Origin of the sequence: Azonexus caeni (assembly GCF_048146105.1) — a bacterium.
Taxonomy (GTDB): domain Bacteria; phylum Pseudomonadota; class Gammaproteobacteria; order Burkholderiales; family Rhodocyclaceae; genus Azonexus; species Azonexus aromaticus_B.
The window spans coordinates 91,736-106,292 of the sequence record NZ_JBKJAD010000008.1 but is presented as its reverse complement, the minus strand read 5'-3'; the positions used below and the strand labels follow the sequence as shown (position 1 = coordinate 106,292).

22 protein-coding genes are annotated in these 14,557 nt (G+C 65.8%); 11 read left to right on the top strand and 11 right to left on the bottom strand.

The annotated features are described in order from the left end of the window. Positions 1–3 precede the first annotated feature (3 nt). A complete protein-coding gene (locus tag ACLIIZ_RS10485; RefSeq protein ID WP_416692051.1) occupies positions 4–324 on the bottom strand; it encodes an RnfH family protein in 321 nt (106 codons plus the stop codon). After that, positions 317–760 carry a type II toxin-antitoxin system RatA family toxin gene (locus ACLIIZ_RS10480; protein WP_416692050.1) on the bottom strand — a complete coding sequence of 148 codons (444 nt, stop codon included), beginning with the start codon at positions 758–760 and terminating at the stop codon, positions 317–319. Before ACLIIZ_RS10480 ends, ACLIIZ_RS10485 begins: the two co-directional genes overlap by 8 nt. Before the next feature lie 60 nt (positions 761–820). Here ACLIIZ_RS10480 and smpB point away from each other — a divergent pair, with 60 nt between their 5' ends. From smpB to ACLIIZ_RS10465, 3 genes are all read left to right on the top strand, one after another. Continuing rightward, positions 821–1,270: an SsrA-binding protein SmpB gene (gene smpB, locus ACLIIZ_RS10475; RefSeq protein WP_416692049.1), complete on the top strand. Its 450-nt coding sequence runs from the start codon at positions 821–823 to the stop codon at positions 1,268–1,270. Positions 1,271–1,275: 5 nt separating this feature from the next. Next, the gene (locus ACLIIZ_RS10470; protein ID WP_416692048.1) at positions 1,276–1,887 is read left to right on the top strand and encodes a trimeric intracellular cation channel family protein; all 612 of its coding nucleotides are present in this window, start codon (positions 1,276–1,278) and stop codon (positions 1,885–1,887) included. Between the two features lie 63 nt (positions 1,888–1,950). Continuing rightward, complete coding sequence (locus ACLIIZ_RS10465; RefSeq protein WP_416692047.1) at positions 1,951–2,583, top strand: response regulator; 633 nt, start codon at positions 1,951–1,953, stop codon at positions 2,581–2,583. 4 nt (positions 2,584–2,587) lie between these two features. Here the strand turns inward: ACLIIZ_RS10465 and ACLIIZ_RS10460 are convergent, their stop codons facing one another. The 5 genes from ACLIIZ_RS10460 to ACLIIZ_RS10440 form a co-directional block, all read right to left on the bottom strand. Further along, positions 2,588–2,989, bottom strand: a complete 402-nt coding sequence (locus ACLIIZ_RS10460; protein WP_416692046.1) for an Hpt domain-containing protein — start codon at positions 2,987–2,989, stop codon at positions 2,588–2,590. Positions 2,990–3,067: 78 nt separating this feature from the next. Continuing rightward, positions 3,068–3,814: a uracil-DNA glycosylase gene (locus ACLIIZ_RS10455; protein WP_416692045.1), complete on the bottom strand. Its 747-nt coding sequence runs from the start codon at positions 3,812–3,814 to the stop codon at positions 3,068–3,070. Beyond that, positions 3,805–4,278: a ribosomal protein S18-alanine N-acetyltransferase gene (gene rimI, locus ACLIIZ_RS10450; RefSeq protein WP_416692044.1), complete on the bottom strand. Its 474-nt coding sequence runs from the start codon at positions 4,276–4,278 to the stop codon at positions 3,805–3,807. Before rimI ends, ACLIIZ_RS10455 begins: the two co-directional genes overlap by 10 nt. Then, the gene (tsaB, locus tag ACLIIZ_RS10445; RefSeq protein WP_416692043.1) at positions 4,275–4,967 is read right to left on the bottom strand and encodes a tRNA (adenosine(37)-N6)-threonylcarbamoyltransferase complex dimerization subunit type 1 TsaB; all 693 of its coding nucleotides are present in this window, start codon (positions 4,965–4,967) and stop codon (positions 4,275–4,277) included. The genes rimI and tsaB overlap by 4 nt, the downstream gene beginning before the upstream one ends. Before the next feature lie 31 nt (positions 4,968–4,998). Then, complete coding sequence (locus ACLIIZ_RS10440; RefSeq protein ID WP_416692042.1) at positions 4,999–5,310, bottom strand: hypothetical protein; 312 nt, start codon at positions 5,308–5,310, stop codon at positions 4,999–5,001. A gap of 150 nt (positions 5,311–5,460) precedes the next feature. Between ACLIIZ_RS10440 and ompR the strand changes: the two genes are divergently transcribed. Together ompR and ACLIIZ_RS10430 are read left to right on the top strand one after the other, a co-directional pair. Beyond that, a complete protein-coding gene (gene ompR, locus ACLIIZ_RS10435) occupies positions 5,461–6,189 on the top strand; it encodes an osmolarity response regulator transcription factor OmpR (protein WP_416692041.1) in 729 nt (242 codons plus the stop codon). Continuing rightward, complete coding sequence (locus ACLIIZ_RS10430; RefSeq protein WP_416692040.1) at positions 6,189–7,487, top strand: ATP-binding protein; 1,299 nt, start codon at positions 6,189–6,191, stop codon at positions 7,485–7,487. Before ompR ends, ACLIIZ_RS10430 begins: the two co-directional genes overlap by 1 nt. Here ACLIIZ_RS10430 and thpR read toward each other — a convergent pair. The 3 genes from thpR to ispD are packed head-to-tail and all read right to left on the bottom strand — an operon-like array spanning position 7,484 to position 9,163. Beyond that, positions 7,484–8,008, bottom strand: coding sequence for an RNA 2',3'-cyclic phosphodiesterase (gene thpR / locus ACLIIZ_RS10425; RefSeq protein WP_416692039.1), 525 nt, complete (start codon positions 8,006–8,008; stop codon positions 7,484–7,486). The two genes, ACLIIZ_RS10430 and thpR, sit on opposite strands and share 4 nt — an antisense overlap. Beyond that, the gene (gene ispF / locus ACLIIZ_RS10420; RefSeq protein WP_416692038.1) at positions 7,998–8,480 is read right to left on the bottom strand and encodes a 2-C-methyl-D-erythritol 2,4-cyclodiphosphate synthase; all 483 of its coding nucleotides are present in this window, start codon (positions 8,478–8,480) and stop codon (positions 7,998–8,000) included. The genes thpR and ispF overlap by 11 nt, the downstream gene beginning before the upstream one ends. Further along, a complete protein-coding gene (ispD, locus tag ACLIIZ_RS10415; protein WP_416692037.1) occupies positions 8,477–9,163 on the bottom strand; it encodes a 2-C-methyl-D-erythritol 4-phosphate cytidylyltransferase in 687 nt (228 codons plus the stop codon). The genes ispF and ispD overlap by 4 nt, the downstream gene beginning before the upstream one ends. Before the next feature lie 41 nt (positions 9,164–9,204). Between ispD and ACLIIZ_RS10410 the strand changes: the two genes are divergently transcribed. From ACLIIZ_RS10410 to ACLIIZ_RS10390, 5 genes are read left to right on the top strand one after another with little or no spacing between them, the layout of a single operon-like run. Next, on the top strand, positions 9,205–10,461 hold the full coding sequence (locus ACLIIZ_RS10410; RefSeq protein ID WP_416692036.1) for an MgtC/SapB family protein: 1,257 nt from the start codon (positions 9,205–9,207) through the stop codon (positions 10,459–10,461). Positions 10,462–10,471: 10 nt separating this feature from the next. Next, positions 10,472–11,272, top strand: a complete 801-nt coding sequence (amrB, locus tag ACLIIZ_RS10405; RefSeq protein WP_416692035.1) for an AmmeMemoRadiSam system protein B — start codon at positions 10,472–10,474, stop codon at positions 11,270–11,272. Continuing rightward, positions 11,265–11,813 carry an AmmeMemoRadiSam system protein A gene (gene amrA, locus ACLIIZ_RS10400; protein ID WP_416692034.1) on the top strand — a complete coding sequence of 183 codons (549 nt, stop codon included), beginning with the start codon at positions 11,265–11,267 and terminating at the stop codon, positions 11,811–11,813. Before amrB ends, amrA begins: the two co-directional genes overlap by 8 nt. Then, positions 11,807–12,901, top strand: a complete 1,095-nt coding sequence (gene amrS, locus ACLIIZ_RS10395) for an AmmeMemoRadiSam system radical SAM enzyme (RefSeq protein ID WP_416692033.1) — start codon at positions 11,807–11,809, stop codon at positions 12,899–12,901. Before amrA ends, amrS begins: the two co-directional genes overlap by 7 nt. Continuing rightward, positions 12,898–13,503, top strand: coding sequence for a dienelactone hydrolase family protein (locus ACLIIZ_RS10390; RefSeq protein WP_416692032.1), 606 nt, complete (start codon positions 12,898–12,900; stop codon positions 13,501–13,503). Before amrS ends, ACLIIZ_RS10390 begins: the two co-directional genes overlap by 4 nt. Here ACLIIZ_RS10390 and ACLIIZ_RS10385 read toward each other — a convergent pair. After that, positions 13,493–13,717, bottom strand: coding sequence for a hypothetical protein (locus ACLIIZ_RS10385; RefSeq protein WP_416692031.1), 225 nt, complete (start codon positions 13,715–13,717; stop codon positions 13,493–13,495). The two genes, ACLIIZ_RS10390 and ACLIIZ_RS10385, sit on opposite strands and share 11 nt — an antisense overlap. Before the next feature lie 44 nt (positions 13,718–13,761). On the opposite strand from ACLIIZ_RS10385, the gene ACLIIZ_RS10380 reads away from it, so the two are divergent. Continuing rightward, positions 13,762–14,529: a hypothetical protein gene (locus ACLIIZ_RS10380; protein ID WP_416692030.1), complete on the top strand. Its 768-nt coding sequence runs from the start codon at positions 13,762–13,764 to the stop codon at positions 14,527–14,529. Positions 14,530–14,557 lie beyond the last annotated feature (28 nt).

The window sequence follows — 14,557 nt, the reverse complement described above, 5'->3', positions numbered from 1 at the left end:
CAATCAGGCGTCGGTTTCCCCGGCGCCTTTTTTCATGGCCTTGCCTTCAGCGGCGCGCTGCTTGCGCACCTCCTTCGGATCGGCAATCAACGGCCGATAGATTTCCACGCGATCGAAGTCGCGAAGCGCAGCGTCGAGCTTCGAAAGCTTGTTCCAGATGCCGAACTTGTTTTTCTGGAGATCGATTTCCGGATACTTCGCCAACAACCCGGAAGCCTCGACAGCCTGCTGCAACGTCGCCCCCGGCGCCAGACGCAGACGGATCACTTCCTGGCGCGTCGGCAGCGGATAACAGACTTCGACATTGATCATTTCATCAGCCATGACTGGCTCCATAAACCTGTGCGGCACGGCGCACGAAGGCATCGACAAAAGTGTTGGCAATATGGCTGAAGACTGGGCCGATCACCTTCTCGAACAGCTTGCTGGAAAACTCGTAGTGGAGGTGAAATTCGATCTTGCAGGCATGCTCGGCGAGCGGCCGGAAATGCCAGGCCCCTTCGAGCCGACGAAAAGGTCCGTCAACCAGACGAATCTTCATCAAGGTCGGGATTTCCTTGTCGTTTTCGGTGGTGAAACTCGACTTCACGGCATGGTAGTTGATGTGCAGGGTGGCAACCGTTTTCCGCTCGTCGCGGTGCTTCAGTTCGGTGCGACCACACCACGGCAGGAAAGCGGGATAGTCCTCGCAACGATCGACCAGTTCGAACATCTGCAAGGCGGAGTATTCGATCAAGACGGTTTTTTGGACCTGGGCCATGCTGCAGCGGTATTCCTGTAATCCTGTAGAATCGCGGATTTTAATGGAACGCGCGGCGGCATGAGCATCACGGTCAATAAAAAAGCCTTTCACGACTACTTCATCGAAGAGAAGTACGAGGCCGGCATCGTGCTCGAAGGCTGGGAAGTCAAAGCGATCCGCGCCGCCCGGATGAACATCAAGGAATCCTACGTGATCATCCGCCACGGCGAGTTGTTCCTGATCGGCATGCACATCACGCCGCTATCCACCGCCTCCACGCACAATCGGCACGACCCGGTGCGCACCCGCAAGCTCCTCCTGCACGCCCGCGAAATCGGCAAACTGATCGGCAAGGTCGAGCGCGCCGGCTACGCCTTGGTCCCTCTTGACCTGCACTTCGTCCGCGGCCGCATCAAGCTCGAAATCGGCCTCGCCAAGGGCAAAAAGCAACACGACAAACGTGCCGACCAACAGGAGAAGGAAGGCAAACGCGAGGCCCAACGGGCGATGAAGGAAAAACTGCGCTGAGCGCAATGAGCATGGATACCCTGCTCTACTGGGTCGGCATGGCGGCAGTTGCCGTCTATGCGCTGACCGGCGTGCTCGACTCGGCGCGCAAGCGGATGGACCTGATCGGCGCCCTGCTGGTCGCCGTTGCCACCGCACTGGGCGGCGGCACCGTGCGCGACCTCCTGCTCGACCGCCAAGTATTCTGGGTGGTTGACCAGACCTATCTGATGGCCGCCTTGAGTACCGGCATCCTTGCCTTCATCCTCGTCCGCCACCGCCGCCTGCCAGCCAGCCTGTTCCTGATCCCGGATGCCATCGGTCTCGCGCTGTTTACCATCGTTGGTACCCAGGTCGCGTTGCAGTGGCATACCCCATGGTTGACCGCCAGCCTGATGGGCGTCATTACCGGCGTTGTCGGCGGGGTGTTGCGCGACATCCTGTGCAACGATGTCCCCAGCGTATTCCTCAAAGGCGAGCTGTATGCGACAGCGGCGTGGCTCGGGGCCTTGTCGCTGATCGCCCTGCAAGCCCTGGGCATGGCGCCGGTTGAAGCGACCTGGGTGGCGATGGGTGTCGTCCTTCTGCTGCGCCTGCTGGCACTGCGTTTCAAATTGACACTGCCGGCTCTGGGCTAGAATCGACAGGTCGCGCAAAGCCGGCAACACAAAAGCATTGCTTTCGCCTATGCTGTTCATGAAATGAAAAGCGTCCGTATCGTACTCGCCGATGATCAATTGCTGGTTCGCGCCGGCATCCGGGCCTTGCTGGAAAGCCTGCCCGGCTACGCCGTCGTTGCCGAATGCGCCAGCGGCGCCGAGGTGCCGGCGGCGATTGCAGCGAAACAGCCGGATGTCCTGCTGCTCGACATTGCCATGCCAGGCCCCTCGGGGATCGAGGTCGCAAAGATGCTGCGCAGCCACGACGGCGAGTTGCGCATCCTCGTCCTGTCGAGCATCGAGCGCCGGGAGATTGTCGAGCGGGCGCTGAACGCTGGCGTCAACGGCTACCTGCTCAAGGATTTCCTGCTCGACGAACTGCAACTGGCGTTGACTACGGTACTCGCCGGCCGCCCTTTCCTGTCGCCCAAGATTCGCGATCTGATCAAACTCCCTGGCGGCAATGAAAACGATCGCGGCGAACGATTGACCACGCGGCAGATCGAAATCCTGCGCCTGGTGGCGGGTGGCAGCACGACCAAGGAAATCGCCCGGCAACTCGAAATCAGCCCGAAGACCGTGGAATTTCATCGCGCCCGCCTGATGCAGCGCATCGGCGTACACGACGTGACCGGGCTAACGCGCTTCGCCGTCCAGAACGGCTTGATCTACTGAACGTTCAGGGCGCCGCCGCAGCGCCTCCTTCGCCGAGATAGCTCAGCAATTCGGCGCGAACTCCGGACAGCGAATCGCGCAAGCGGGTGCTGCGGGCCAGCCAATCGACCTGTACGCCATCGCGGCGATGACAATAAAGCATGTATTCCAGTTCGCGCGCCAGCGCCACCGTCTGGTGGGCGGAAAACAGGACGCAACTGCTGCGGATGTCATGCGCGGCATCCTGCATCGCCAGAATGTCATGATCGGCGGCAGCCCGTTCCAGACGGGCGACCAGTTGAGGATAATTTTCCAGAAAAATGCGGATAAGCCGTTCCGCTGCAGCTCGATTGCGTCCCAGATTGACCAGCAAGTAATCCAGGTTGCACGCCTGCCCGTCTTTGTTCTCGTCGATTGCATCCGACATGGACGAACACCTTCTTGTTCTTCGTGTTGTTCGTCATAGCTTAGAAACAAAGGTCGGATCGGGGAACCGGGTATTACCCTAGGGGAACAGGCGCCTGGCGAACAGCAGGTCTTCCCAGGCCTTGGCCTTGTCGTGCTGACTGCGCAACAGGTAGGCCGGATGATAGGTCACGGCGACCGGAATGCCGGCGTATTCGAAACGCTTGCCGCGCATGCCCGCCAATGCACCGTCGTTGCCAAGTATGGTGTGGGCGGCCGCCTTGCCAAGGAGAACGATGACTTTCGGCTTGAGCAGTGCGATCTGCCGTTCCAGCCAGGGGCGACAGGCGGCCATCTCGGCTGCCTCCGGAGTACGGTTGTTGGGCGGCCGGCACTTGACGGCGTTGGCGATATACACCTTGTTGCCGCGCGTCATGCCCAGCGCATCCAGCATGGCGTCGAGCAGTCTGCCGGCCTGCCCGACGAAAGGCTCGCCGCGCGCATCTTCCTCGGCCCCCGGCCCTTCGCCGATGAACAGCCAGTCCGGGCTGTGATCGCCGACTCCTGGCACCACCTGGCGACGCTGCTTGCAAAGCTCGCAGGCCCGGCAGTCGCGAATCCCCGCCAGCAGCTCCGGCCAGTCAAACTCGGCCACCGTACTTGCCGGTTCTGTTTCTGTCCGCGCCAGGTTTTCCGTTACCGGAGCCGCCGACTGCGGCGGTGTTTCGATCACCGTCGGCGCGACCGCGCCAGGCGACTCTGAAGTGTTGTCGGGAATCGGCTCGCGCAAAACCCACAGCGGCGAAATCCCCATTTCGACCAGCATCTGTTCACGGCTCAGCGGCATGCCGGCAACTCCTTCTGGAAAACCAGCGCATCCTCGCGCCCCTGGCGCGCCGGATAGTAGTCCTTGCGCCGACCGATCTCGTGGAAACCGAAATGCCGATACAGCGCCACGGCGCGTGCATTACCTGGACGAACCTCGAGAAACATCCAGTGCGCCCCGTTCTGCGCGGCGTTCGTCATCGCCTGGCGCAGCAGTCGTGCACCGAAACCGCGGCCCTGATGTTGCGATGCGATCCCGATATTGAGCAGATGCGCTTCGTCGAGCACCTGCATGACTACCGAAAAACCGATCACCTCGCCGCCAATGCTGGCGATCCAGGCGCTGTAACCGGCATGCAGCGAGTCAGCGAAGTTGCCCCGCGTCCAGGGAAAGTCCTGCAACGAGGCTTCGACCGCGGTGACTGCCTCGAGGTCGGCAACGGCCATCGGGAAAAATTCCACGGCAAGTGCCGCGACGCCGTTCACGCCCGACCGCCTTCGCGCAGGCGCTCGGCGACGGTTTTTGCCACCTTGTCGCGGACATAGAGTGGCGCCGCCAGTGCCGGATCGATGACCTCCCCTGCCAGCAGGCGTGGCACCGCCAGCCTGGCAACCCAGGCGGCTTGCGGCAGTACGTCCGCCTGCAGCGCAAAGCCGGCGGACAGCAAGCGTTCGGCCACCGCCGGATAGGCTGCCAGGGCATTGCCGCAAGCCAGCCAGCCGGCGCCGCTCTCCTGCCAAACCAGTTCGGCAGGCGGAATGACGCGAATCTCGTCAATCAGGACAGGCGAAGTATCAGCATTCCGGTAGGCAGCCGCATAAACCTCACCCATGCGTGCATCGAGCAAGCTGAGCACCTGGCTGCCGCCACTGGCTGCCGCCATGCATTCCAGGCTGGTCACCGGCAGCAGCGGAAGATCGGCCGCCAGCGCCAGTCCCTGGGCGGCGCCGCAGGCGACGCGCAAGCCGGTGAAAGCCCCCGGGCCGACGCCGAAGGCGATGCCGTCGAGCGCGTTGACCGTCGTTCCGGCCCGGGCGAGTAATTCGCGCACCAGCGGCAACAGGGTTTCGGAGTGCGAGCGCCCGTCCGGGCAAGCGCTTTCGAGCACGACGCCATCGCGCCATAGCGCGCAGCCACCGTGCTCGGTCGAAGTTTCAAGGGCCAGGATCTGCATGGGCCGACATTCTACCGGAGGCGGCCGAAGTTCAGTCGCGGCGATGTCTCCGCTCGTGACGCCAGTCCCGGTCCTGCCTTTCGTGCTGCTGGCGCATCTCGTCGCGCAAGCGCTGCCGCTCTTCCCGCGGCCACTCCTGCCAGCGCTGCCCGGGATCGTCGCGCTGCTGCCGACGATCATAAGCATCCTGGCGCCAGTTCTCGCGCATCTGCCGACGCAACTCCCGGCGATCGTCAGAGGGAAAATCATAACGATGGTCGCCGGCAGCCACTGGCCCTGCCGGCAACAGCAGCAACATGGCGAGAAGCGGAACGATCAGGCGGACTTTCATCTTGCGCAGCATTTTATAGCGTTTTCCAGACGCAACCATTGTCCGACTTGGGCCGCCCAAAGGATCGATCGAGTTGTAATCGAATGTTTCCTGCGCCCGGCCGGGATATCCTTTGTTACCATTTCCCGCATTGCCAGCCGGCGCACCCATTATCCTTGCCGCATGAACGAAAACAACCAGCACATTCTCGTCGTCGATGACGACGCCCGCCTGCGTGACCTGCTGACCCGTTACCTCGGCGAACAGGGTTTCGTCGTCAAGGCGGTCGGCGACGCCCAGCAGATGGAAAAGACGCGCAGCCGCGAGCATTACCACCTGATCGTCCTCGACCTCATGCTGCCCGGCGAGGACGGCCTGTCGATCTGCCGCCGCCTGCGCGGCCAGGGCGACCGGACGCCGATCATCATGCTCACTGCCAAGGGCGACGAGGTCGATCGTATCGTCGGCCTCGAAATGGGCGCCGACGACTACCTGCCCAAGCCTTTCAATCCGCGCGAACTGCTCGCCCGCATCCACGCCGTGATGCGCCGCCAGGGTAACGTGCCGCCGGGCGCGCCGGAAGAAGCGCTGGAAGCCGTCCGCTTCGGCAACATCGAAGTCGATTTCTCGGCCCGCACGCTGAAGCGCGGCGATGAAGTCCTGCCGCTGACCACCGGCGAGTTCGCCGTCCTCAAGGTGTTGCTGCAGCATCCGCGGCAGCCGCTGTCGCGCGACAAGCTGATGACCCTGGCCCGCGGCCGCGAACAGGGGCCGTTCGACCGCGCCATCGACGTCCAGGTGTCGCGCCTGCGCAAGCTGATCGAGAACGATCCTTCGCAACCGCGTTACCTGCAGACGGTCTGGGGCTTCGGCTACGTCTTCATGCCGGACGGCGCCGCCCGGGAAAGCTGATGCCGCGCTCGTTGCTGGCGCGCACCTTCTTCTTGCTCGCCTTGCTGGTGCTATCGAGCACCGCCGGCTGGCTGGCGCTGTTCAGTCACATCGACGTCGAACCGCGGGCCCGCGAATCGGCGGCGATGGCGACCTCGGCGGTCAACCTGATCCGCGCCTCGATCTTCGCCGCCGCGCCGGACAAACGTCCGCGCCTGTTCGCCGAATTCGCCTCGACCGAAGGCATCCGCCTGCTCCCCGCCGAAGAGCAGGACCAACTGGTGCCGATGCCGGAATCGCGCTTCCACGAGTTGATGCGGGACACGATCGTCTCCCGCCTCGGTCCGACGACGCGGATCGCCGCCGAGGTCAATGGCGAACCCGGTTTCTGGGTCAGCTTCCGCCTCGACCCGAAGGACGACGACGAGTTCTGGCTGGTCCTGCCGCGTGAGCGGGTAACGCGCGATTTCGCGACACGCTGGCTGAGTTGGGCGGCGCTGGCGGTAAGTCTGGCACTAGTCGTCGCCTGGCTGATCGCCTCGCGCCTGAGCCGGCCGCTGAAGGCGCTGGCGCGCTCGGCGCGGGCGGTCGGTCGCGGCCAGACACCGACGCCGGTAGCCGAAGACGGCGCCGAGGAAATGCGCGCGCTGGCCGTCGCCTTCAACACCATGGCCAGCGACCTCGCCCGCCACGAGAAAGATCGCTCGGAAGTGCTCGCCGGCATCTCGCACGACCTGCGCACGCCGCTTACCCGCCTGCGCCTGGAAGCGGAATTGAGCGTCAGCGACGAAACGGCGCGCCAGGGCATCGTCGCCGACATCGAGCAGATGGAGTCGGTGATCTCGCAGTTCATGGATTACGCCCGCGCCGAATCGGGCGAAGTACCCGAAGCCACCGACCTCGCCGCACTGCTGGCGGCGATCGGCGAACGCCAGGCAGCCATTGGTCGGCCGCTCGACGTCGACCTCGACGGCGTGAGCAGCGCCAAAATCCGCCCCAAAGCGGTCAGCCGGGCGGTGATCAACCTGATCGACAATGCCTGGAAATACGGCGGCGGCGCGGTCAGCCTGACGGCCAAAGCGATCAACGACGAAATCCGCATCGAAGTCGCCGACTGCGGACCGGGCATCCCGGAAAGCCAACTGGAGCGTCTAAAGCGCCCCTTCACCCGGCTCGAAGTGGCACGTACCGATGTCACCGGCACCGGCCTCGGCCTCGCCATCGTCGAGCGCATCGCCCGCTTGCACGGCGGACGGCTGGAACTGCTGGCCAATCCGGGCGGCGGCCTGCTCGCCCGGCTAGTCCTGAAGTCAGCCTAAGGCCAGACGACGCGATAAAGCGATCCGCTCGCCGACGGTTGCGAACGGACCAGAACGAAGCCCTGGCACGACCAGCCGCGCGGCTCCAGTACCTCACTCGGCGGTGCCTGGGTGGCCTTGCGCAGCAATGTGACGTGCGGGAAAAATCCCGTTTTTCCCCGATCGACCGCAAAGCCCGCCGCCATCACCTGCTCGCGCAGGGTCGCCGCCAGTTCGCCCAGCCCGGCCGGCGGCGCGCTGCAACCGGCCCAGACGATGCGGTTGTGCGGCCAGTAGCCGAGGCGATCGAGCGTCAACTCGAATGGCGGAAGTACCAGCCCTTGTGCTGCGGCGGCGAGTTCCGGCAAGCGTGATGCGTCAATGTCGCCGACGAAGGCCAGCGTCAGATGCACGGTGTCGGCGCGTGTCGGTTTGCCGCCGCAGGTTTGCGCCAATTGCCCTGCGAAATCCGCGAGATCGTCGGCCAGCGCGGCCGGTGGCCAGAGGGCGAAGAAAACGCGGGCGGTGGCTTCAGTCGCCACAGACGACGAGAACGACCGCCTGCGCCTCGATCGCTTCCTCGCGGCCGAGGTAGCCGAGCTTCTCGTTGGTCTTGCCCTTGAGGTTGACGCAATCGACGCCGATGCCGAGGTCGGCGGCGATGTTGGCGACCATCGCCGGTGCGTGCGGCGCCAGCTTCGGCTTCTGGGCGATCAATGTCGCGTCGACGTTCACCGGCCGCCAACCCTTCTCGGCGAGCAGCGCGACGGTGGCGCGCAGCAGGACACGGCTGTCGGCACCGGCATAGCGCGGGTCGGTATCGGGAAAATGGCGGCCGATGTCGCCGAGCGCGACGGCACCAAGCAGCGCGTCGGTGATCGCATGGAGCAGCGCGTCGGCGTCGGAATGGCCGAGCAGCCCGGTCGGATGCTCGATCTCGACGCCGCCGAGGATCAGCTTGCGGCCTTCGACCAGCTTGTGCACGTCGTAGCCCTGCCCGACCCGGATGTTCATTTGCGTCCTCTCAGGATCATCGCGGCCAGCGCCAGGTCGGCCGGAAAAGTGACTTTCAGGTTGGTCGAATCGCCGCGCACCAGTTTCGGTTTCAGACCGAGCGCCTCGATGGCGCCGGCTTCGTCGGTGACGGCATTATGTTTGCTCAGCGCCTCGACCAGTCGACCGTAGCGGAACATCTGCGGGGTCTGCGCCTGCCACAGGCCGTCGCGCGGCTCGGTAGCAGCGACGCGCTGGTTGGCGTCAGCGCGTTTCAGCGTATCGGCAACCGGCACCGCGAGGAGACCGCCGACCGGATCGTCGGCCAGTTCGTCGCACAGCGCGTCGAGCATCGGCCGGCTGAGGCAGGGGCGCGCCGCGTCATGGACCAGGATCCAGTCGTCGTCGGCTGCCGCCATCGCCGCCGCCTGCAGTCCGTTGCCGACGCTTTCGGCGCGCGTGGCGCCGCCGCAACGCACGGTTTCCAGCTTGGGCCCGAGTTCCGACCAATCGTGGCGTGGCCACCACGGGTCGTCCGGCGCCAGCACCACCCAGACGCGTTCGATCGCGGGGTGCGCGGTCAACGCCGCCAAAGTGTGGAAAATCAGCGGCCGGCCGAGCAGGTCGAGGTACTGTTTCGGCTTCTCGGCGCCGAAGCGCGCGCCGCTGCCGGCAGCGGGAACGATTGCGTAATGTCTGGGCATGGCTTAATTTTAACGAAGAACAAGGAAAAGAGAGGCAAGCCATGAGTTTCGTCGTTCCCGAACTGGCCGCACCGGTCGAGGCATTCGCCACCGCCCTCGGCATCGGCCTGCTCATCGGCATGGAGCGCGAACGGCGGCCGGACTCCGCCGCTGGCTTGCGCACCTTCTCGCTGGTTGCCATGCTCGGCTGCCTGTTCGCCATGCTCGGCGAGAAAAGCGGCGGACCGTGGCTGCTGGCAGTCGGCCTCGTTGTCGTCGCGGCATCGATGGTCGCCTCCAACTTTTCGTCGCAACAGGAGGAGCAATACCGCGGCTTCACCTCGGAAGCGGCGATCATCGTCACCTACGGCCTGGGTGCCGCGGTCTGGTACGGTTACGCGACGCTGGCGGTGATGCTGGCGATCACGACGACGGTGCTGCTCTACTTCAAGGCCGAGCTGAAACAGTTCAGCGAACGGACGACGCCGAAAGATCTCAATTCCATCCTGCAGTTCGCGGTGCTGTCGCTGGTCATCCTGCCCATCCTGCCGAATTCGAGCTTCGGCCCCTACGCGGCGATCAACCCGCGCCAGGTATGGTGGATGGTGGTGCTGATCTCCGGCCTGGCGCTCGCCGGCTACCTCGCCCTGCGCATCATCGGCGCCCGCCACGGTGCCGCGGTGCTCGGCATCTTCGGCGGCCTCGCCTCGTCGACGGCGACAACCATGATGTTCTCCCGCCACGCCGCCGAGCACGGTCACCTGGTCCGCATGTCGGCGATCGTCATCCTGATCGCCAACGTCATGGTCATGATCCGCCTCGGCATCATCGCCAGCATCGTCGCGCCCGGGCTGATCGGGCCGGTTGCCACCGTTTTCGCCTGCGGCATCGTCCCCGGCGTGATCATGTCGCTGTACGGCTGGAAGATCCTCAACGAGGCCGGCGAGCTGCCGATGCCGGAAGTGAAGAACCCGACCGAACTGAAAACCGCCGTTTCCTTCGGCCTCCTCTACGCCGTCGTCCTGCTCGCCGCCGCCTGGTTGCAGGACATCGCCGGCAACAGCGGCCTCTATATCGTCGCCCTGGTTTCCGGCCTGACCGACGCCGACGCCAGCGTGTTGTCCACGCTGCGCATGTTCAACCTGGAACGCGTGCTCGGCGCCGACGCGGTGATCGCCGTGACGCTGGCGCTGGTCGCCAACCTGGTGTTCAAGATCGGCCTGGTGGTCAGCATCGGCGGCCGGGTGCTGGCCCGCCACGCCTTGCCCGGTCTGCTGGCAATCGGCGCCGGCATGGGCGTCGGCCTGTTGCTGGTGTGAAGGAGGGATGATGAACGCGATCCGCCCGCCGGCCGTCGCCGGAATGTTCTACCCGGCCTCGCCAGCGACCCTGCGCGCCGATGTCGACCGCCTGCTCGCCACCGCGCCGGCATCGACGATGGCGCAACCCAAGGCGCTGATCGTGCCGCACGCCGGCTATATCTATTCCGGGCCGACCGCCGCCCGCGCCTACGCGGCGCTGGCACCGTGGCGGGCGACGATCCGCCGCGTCGTGCTGCTCGGGCCGACGCACCGGGTTGCCGTGCGCGGCCTCGCGCTGCCGGCCAGCGAAGCCTTTGCCACGCCGCTCGGCAAGGTACGCGTCGACGCCGCCGCCCGCGCCGCAATCGCCGGTCTGCCGCAGGTCGTCGTCAGCGAGACGGCGCACGCCCGGGAACACTCGCTGGAGGTCCATCTGCCCTTCCTGCAGCGCGCCCTCGACGACTTCAGCCTGCTGCCGCTGGCCGTCGGCCAGGCGTCGCCGGAAGCCGTCGCCGAAGTGCTCGAACGGCTGTGGGGCGGGCCGGAGACGCTGCTCGTCATCAGCTCCGACCTGTCGCATTTCCTGCCCTACGCCACGGCGCAACAGGTCGACGGCGAGACCTGCCGCCACATCCTCGATCTGGCGGCGGACATCGACCCGCACCAGGCCTGTGGTGCCTTCCCGGTCAACGGTCTGCTGCTCGCCGCACAACGCCACGGCCTGCGACCGAGCCTGCTCGACCTGTGCAACTCCGGCGACACCGCCGGCGACCGCCAGCGTGTCGTCGGTTACGCCGCCTTCGCTTTCCACGAGGCCGATCATGGATGATCTTGGCAACGCCCTGCTCCGCCACGCCCGCGCCGCCATCGCCGAAGCGCTTGGCGAACCGGCACCAGCCGCGCCCGACCTGGCTGGGCTGTACGACCCCGGCGCCACCTTCGTCACCCTGACCCAGGGCGGCGAACTGCGCGGCTGCATCGGCAGCCTCGAAGCACACCGGCCATTGCTCGACGACGTGCGCGCCAACGCCCGCGCCGCCGCCCTGCGCGATCCGCGCTTCCCGCCGCTGGTGGCCAGCGAACTGCAACGCACCCGCGTCGAGGTCTCGCTGCTGACACCGGCCGAGCCGCTGCCGGTCGCCTCCGAAGCTGACGCCTGCCGCCAGTTGCGCCCCGGTGTCGATGGCGTGATCTTTACCGCCGGCGGCCGCCGCGCCACCTTCCTGCCGCAGGTCTGGGAGCAACTGCCCGAGCCGACCGAATTCCTCGCCCGCCTGCGCCAGAAGGCCGGGCTGCCGGCCAGCTACTGGGGGCCGGACGTCCGCCTGGCGCGCTACGCGGTGCGCAAATGGAAGGAAGACCCATGCTGAATCCCGAATCGGCGCATCCCGGCCGCTGGTGGCACGCCTTGCCGGACGGGCGACTGCAGTGCGACCTCTGCCCGCGCGACTGCCAGTTGCACGAAGGGCAGCGCGGCGCCTGCTTCGTCCGCCGCATGGTCGATGGACAGATGCAGCTGACCACGTACGGGCGCTCGTCGGGCTTTTCCATCGACCCCATCGAGAAGAAGCCGCTCAACCATTTCTACCCGGGCAGCAGCATCCTCTCCTTCGGCACCGCCGGCTGCAATCTCGCCTGCAAGTTCTGCCAGAACTGGGACATCTCGCGCTCCAAGGACATGGACCGCCTGATGGACGCCGCGTCACCCGCCTCGATTGCCGCAGCGGCGCGCCACCACGGCGCCGACGCGGTGGCCTACACCTACAACGACCCGGTGATCTTCGCCGAATACGCCATCGACACCGCGCAGGCCTGCCGCGCCGCCGGCGTGCGCAACGTCGCCGTCACCGCCGGCTATATCCACCCGGTGCCGGCGCGCGAGTTCTTCGCAGTCATGGACGCCGCCAACGTCGACCTCAAGGCCTTCACCGACGACTTCTACCGCAGCCTGTGCGGCGGCCGGCTGCAGCCGGTGCTCGACACGCTGGCGCTGATCCGCCATGAAACGGATTGCTGGCTGGAAATCACCACCCTGCTGATCCCCGGCAAGAACGACAGCGACAGCGAAATCGACGCACTGGCGAAGTGGGTGCATGGCGAACTCGGCGCCGAGGTGCCGCTGCACTTCACCGCCTTCCATCCCGACTGGAAGCTCGACCAGTTGCCGCCGACGCCGGCCGCGACACTCGCCCGGGCCCGCCGCATCGCCCGCGACGCCGGCCTGCACCACGTCTATACCGGCAACGTGCACGATACCGACGGCGGCACCACCTGCTGCGCGCACTGCCAGGCGCCGCTGATCGTCCGCGACTGGTACGAGATCCGCCGCTATGCGCTCGACGCCGAGGGCCGCTGCCCGCACTGCGGCACCCCTCTGGCTGGCCGCTTCGGGCCAACACTCGGCCGCCAGGGCCAGGCCTTCGGCGCCCGCCGCGTCACGGTGAGGATCGCCGCATGAGACGCGACCTCCTGCTCGACACGCCAACCGGCCGCCTGCATGGCCAGCTAGCGCTGCCGGACAATCCGAAAGGCCTGGTGCTGCTGCCCCGTCCGCATCGGGTCACGGTTGACGATGCCGTCGCCACGACCTTCCAGCAGAACGGCTACGCCGTGCTGGCGATGGAGTTGCTCAACGGCCGTGAGGTGCAGTTTGCCGACGCGACGCAGGACGTCGCCCGCCTGACCCGTCGCCTGCTCGACATCCTCGACCTGATCCGCGACGACGGCGACATGGAGCACCTGCCCTGCGCCATCCACGCCCGGGACGAACTGGTGCCGGCGGCGGTTCGCGTCGCCGCCCAGCGCGATCGCCAGGTGCTGGCGCTCTGCCTCTGCGACGGCCTGATCGACCGGGCCGGCGTGCAGGCGCTGGAATTGCTGACGGCGCCGCTGCTGATGCTGTTCTCGGCGACGGAAGAGAATTCGTCGCAAGCCTGGCAGCGGGCGCTCAAGTATCTGTCCTGCCCGCTCGAAGCGCAGCGCCTGACGGCCGAGGACAATCCCGCCGTAGCGGCGGTGAAATGGTTCGCGCAGCGCTTGCCGCGACCGGCTACTTCTTGAGCTGTTTCTTGTATTCGGCGAACTTGGTCGCCCATTCGACAAAGGAAATTTCTTCCAGGCTGATCTGGCGCCGTTCCCCGTTGCGCCGTTCAACCCCGTATTTCGGAGTGCCATGCGGATTGCTGCGGCGTTCGCGGCCGGCACGTTTTTCGTCAAAGATGGTCATGGGATTGAAACAAAAATGCGGATGGTCTGAACGCGATAGCGCGATCATATAATGCAGCCCTCGACTTGCGCATCCCCCTCATTGAAATCCCCATGCTCCGCAAATTCCGCATCCTGCTCCTGCTTCTCGTCCTGGCCACCGTCGCTCTTGCCGCCTGGCGTGCGGAAAGCCGGCTGACCTCCTGGGAGCGCACCGTCCATGTCGCGCTCTATCCGCTCGCCGCCGACGAATCGCCGAAAACCGCGGACTACCTGAAAAGCCTGGACAGCGACAGTTTCGCAGAAATCGCTCAGTGGATCGATCAGGAGATGCAGCGCCACGGCAAACGCGTGCTGCAGCCGGTGGTCATCCGTGTTGCCCCGGCGCAGCAGGCTTTGCCGCCGCTTCCGGCGGCCGGCGGGAGCGCCCTCGACAACCTGCTGTGGAGCCTCAAGCTGCGCTGGTGGGCGGCAAAGCACGACGACATTGCCGGGCCATCGCCGCAGATTCGCCTCTTCGTCCTCTATCACGACCCGGACAGCAACACGCAACTCGATCACTCGGTCGGCCTCAGCAAGGGACAGCTCGGCCTGATCCACGCCTACGCCAGCCGCCGCCAGCAGCGCCAGAACGCCGTCGTCATCGCCCACGAGATGCTGCACACCTTCGGCGCCACCGACAAGTACGACTTGCGCAGCCTGCAACCTATCTTCCCCGACGGCTACGCCGAACCGGAGCGACAGCCCCGCCTGCCGCAGCGCCTGGCCGAAATCATGGGCGGCCGCATCCCGCTGGCGAAGGATCAGGCCGAGATGCCGGCCAGCCTGCGCCAGGCAGTGATCGGCCCGCTCACCGCGCGCGAGATCGGCCTGACGCCGTAGGGGGCGGGCGGTACAGCGGCTATAATCC

What these genes read in the sequence shown, in the direction of transcription:
- ACLIIZ_RS10380 (WP_416692030.1), top strand. Translation starts at nt 13,762, where the DNA reads ATGCTCCGCAAATTCCGCATCCTGCTCCTGCTTCTCGTCCTGGCCACC.
- ACLIIZ_RS10470 (WP_416692048.1), top strand. Translation starts at nt 1,276, where the DNA reads ATGAGCATGGATACCCTGCTCTACTGGGTCGGCATGGCGGCAGTTGCC.
- ACLIIZ_RS10410 (WP_416692036.1), top strand. Translation starts at nt 9,205, where the DNA reads ATGAGTTTCGTCGTTCCCGAACTGGCCGCACCGGTCGAGGCATTCGCC.
- ACLIIZ_RS10385 (WP_416692031.1), bottom strand. Translation starts at nt 13,717, where the DNA reads ATGATCGCGCTATCGCGTTCAGACCATCCGCATTTTTGTTTCAATCCC.
- ACLIIZ_RS10390 (WP_416692032.1), top strand. Translation starts at nt 12,898, where the DNA reads ATGAGACGCGACCTCCTGCTCGACACGCCAACCGGCCGCCTGCATGGC.
- ACLIIZ_RS10455 (WP_416692045.1), bottom strand. Translation starts at nt 3,814, where the DNA reads ATGCCGCTGAGCCGTGAACAGATGCTGGTCGAAATGGGGATTTCGCCG.
- ispD (WP_416692037.1), bottom strand. Translation starts at nt 9,163, where the DNA reads ATGCCCAGACATTACGCAATCGTTCCCGCTGCCGGCAGCGGCGCGCGC.
- ACLIIZ_RS10465 (WP_416692047.1), top strand. Translation starts at nt 1,951, where the DNA reads ATGAAAAGCGTCCGTATCGTACTCGCCGATGATCAATTGCTGGTTCGC.
- amrS (WP_416692033.1), top strand. Translation starts at nt 11,807, where the DNA reads ATGCTGAATCCCGAATCGGCGCATCCCGGCCGCTGGTGGCACGCCTTG.
- ispF (WP_416692038.1), bottom strand. Translation starts at nt 8,480, where the DNA reads ATGAACATCCGGGTCGGGCAGGGCTACGACGTGCACAAGCTGGTCGAA.
- ACLIIZ_RS10430 (WP_416692040.1), top strand. Translation starts at nt 6,189, where the DNA reads ATGCCGCGCTCGTTGCTGGCGCGCACCTTCTTCTTGCTCGCCTTGCTG.
- ACLIIZ_RS10440 (WP_416692042.1), bottom strand. Translation starts at nt 5,310, where the DNA reads ATGCTGCGCAAGATGAAAGTCCGCCTGATCGTTCCGCTTCTCGCCATG.
- ACLIIZ_RS10480 (WP_416692050.1), bottom strand. Translation starts at nt 760, where the DNA reads ATGGCCCAGGTCCAAAAAACCGTCTTGATCGAATACTCCGCCTTGCAG.
- amrB (WP_416692035.1), top strand. Translation starts at nt 10,472, where the DNA reads ATGAACGCGATCCGCCCGCCGGCCGTCGCCGGAATGTTCTACCCGGCC.
- ACLIIZ_RS10485 (WP_416692051.1), bottom strand. Translation starts at nt 324, where the DNA reads ATGGCTGATGAAATGATCAATGTCGAAGTCTGTTATCCGCTGCCGACG.
- amrA (WP_416692034.1), top strand. Translation starts at nt 11,265, where the DNA reads ATGGATGATCTTGGCAACGCCCTGCTCCGCCACGCCCGCGCCGCCATC.
- tsaB (WP_416692043.1), bottom strand. Translation starts at nt 4,967, where the DNA reads ATGCAGATCCTGGCCCTTGAAACTTCGACCGAGCACGGTGGCTGCGCG.
- ompR (WP_416692041.1), top strand. Translation starts at nt 5,461, where the DNA reads ATGAACGAAAACAACCAGCACATTCTCGTCGTCGATGACGACGCCCGC.
- smpB (WP_416692049.1), top strand. Translation starts at nt 821, where the DNA reads ATGAGCATCACGGTCAATAAAAAAGCCTTTCACGACTACTTCATCGAA.
- ACLIIZ_RS10460 (WP_416692046.1), bottom strand. Translation starts at nt 2,989, where the DNA reads ATGTCGGATGCAATCGACGAGAACAAAGACGGGCAGGCGTGCAACCTG.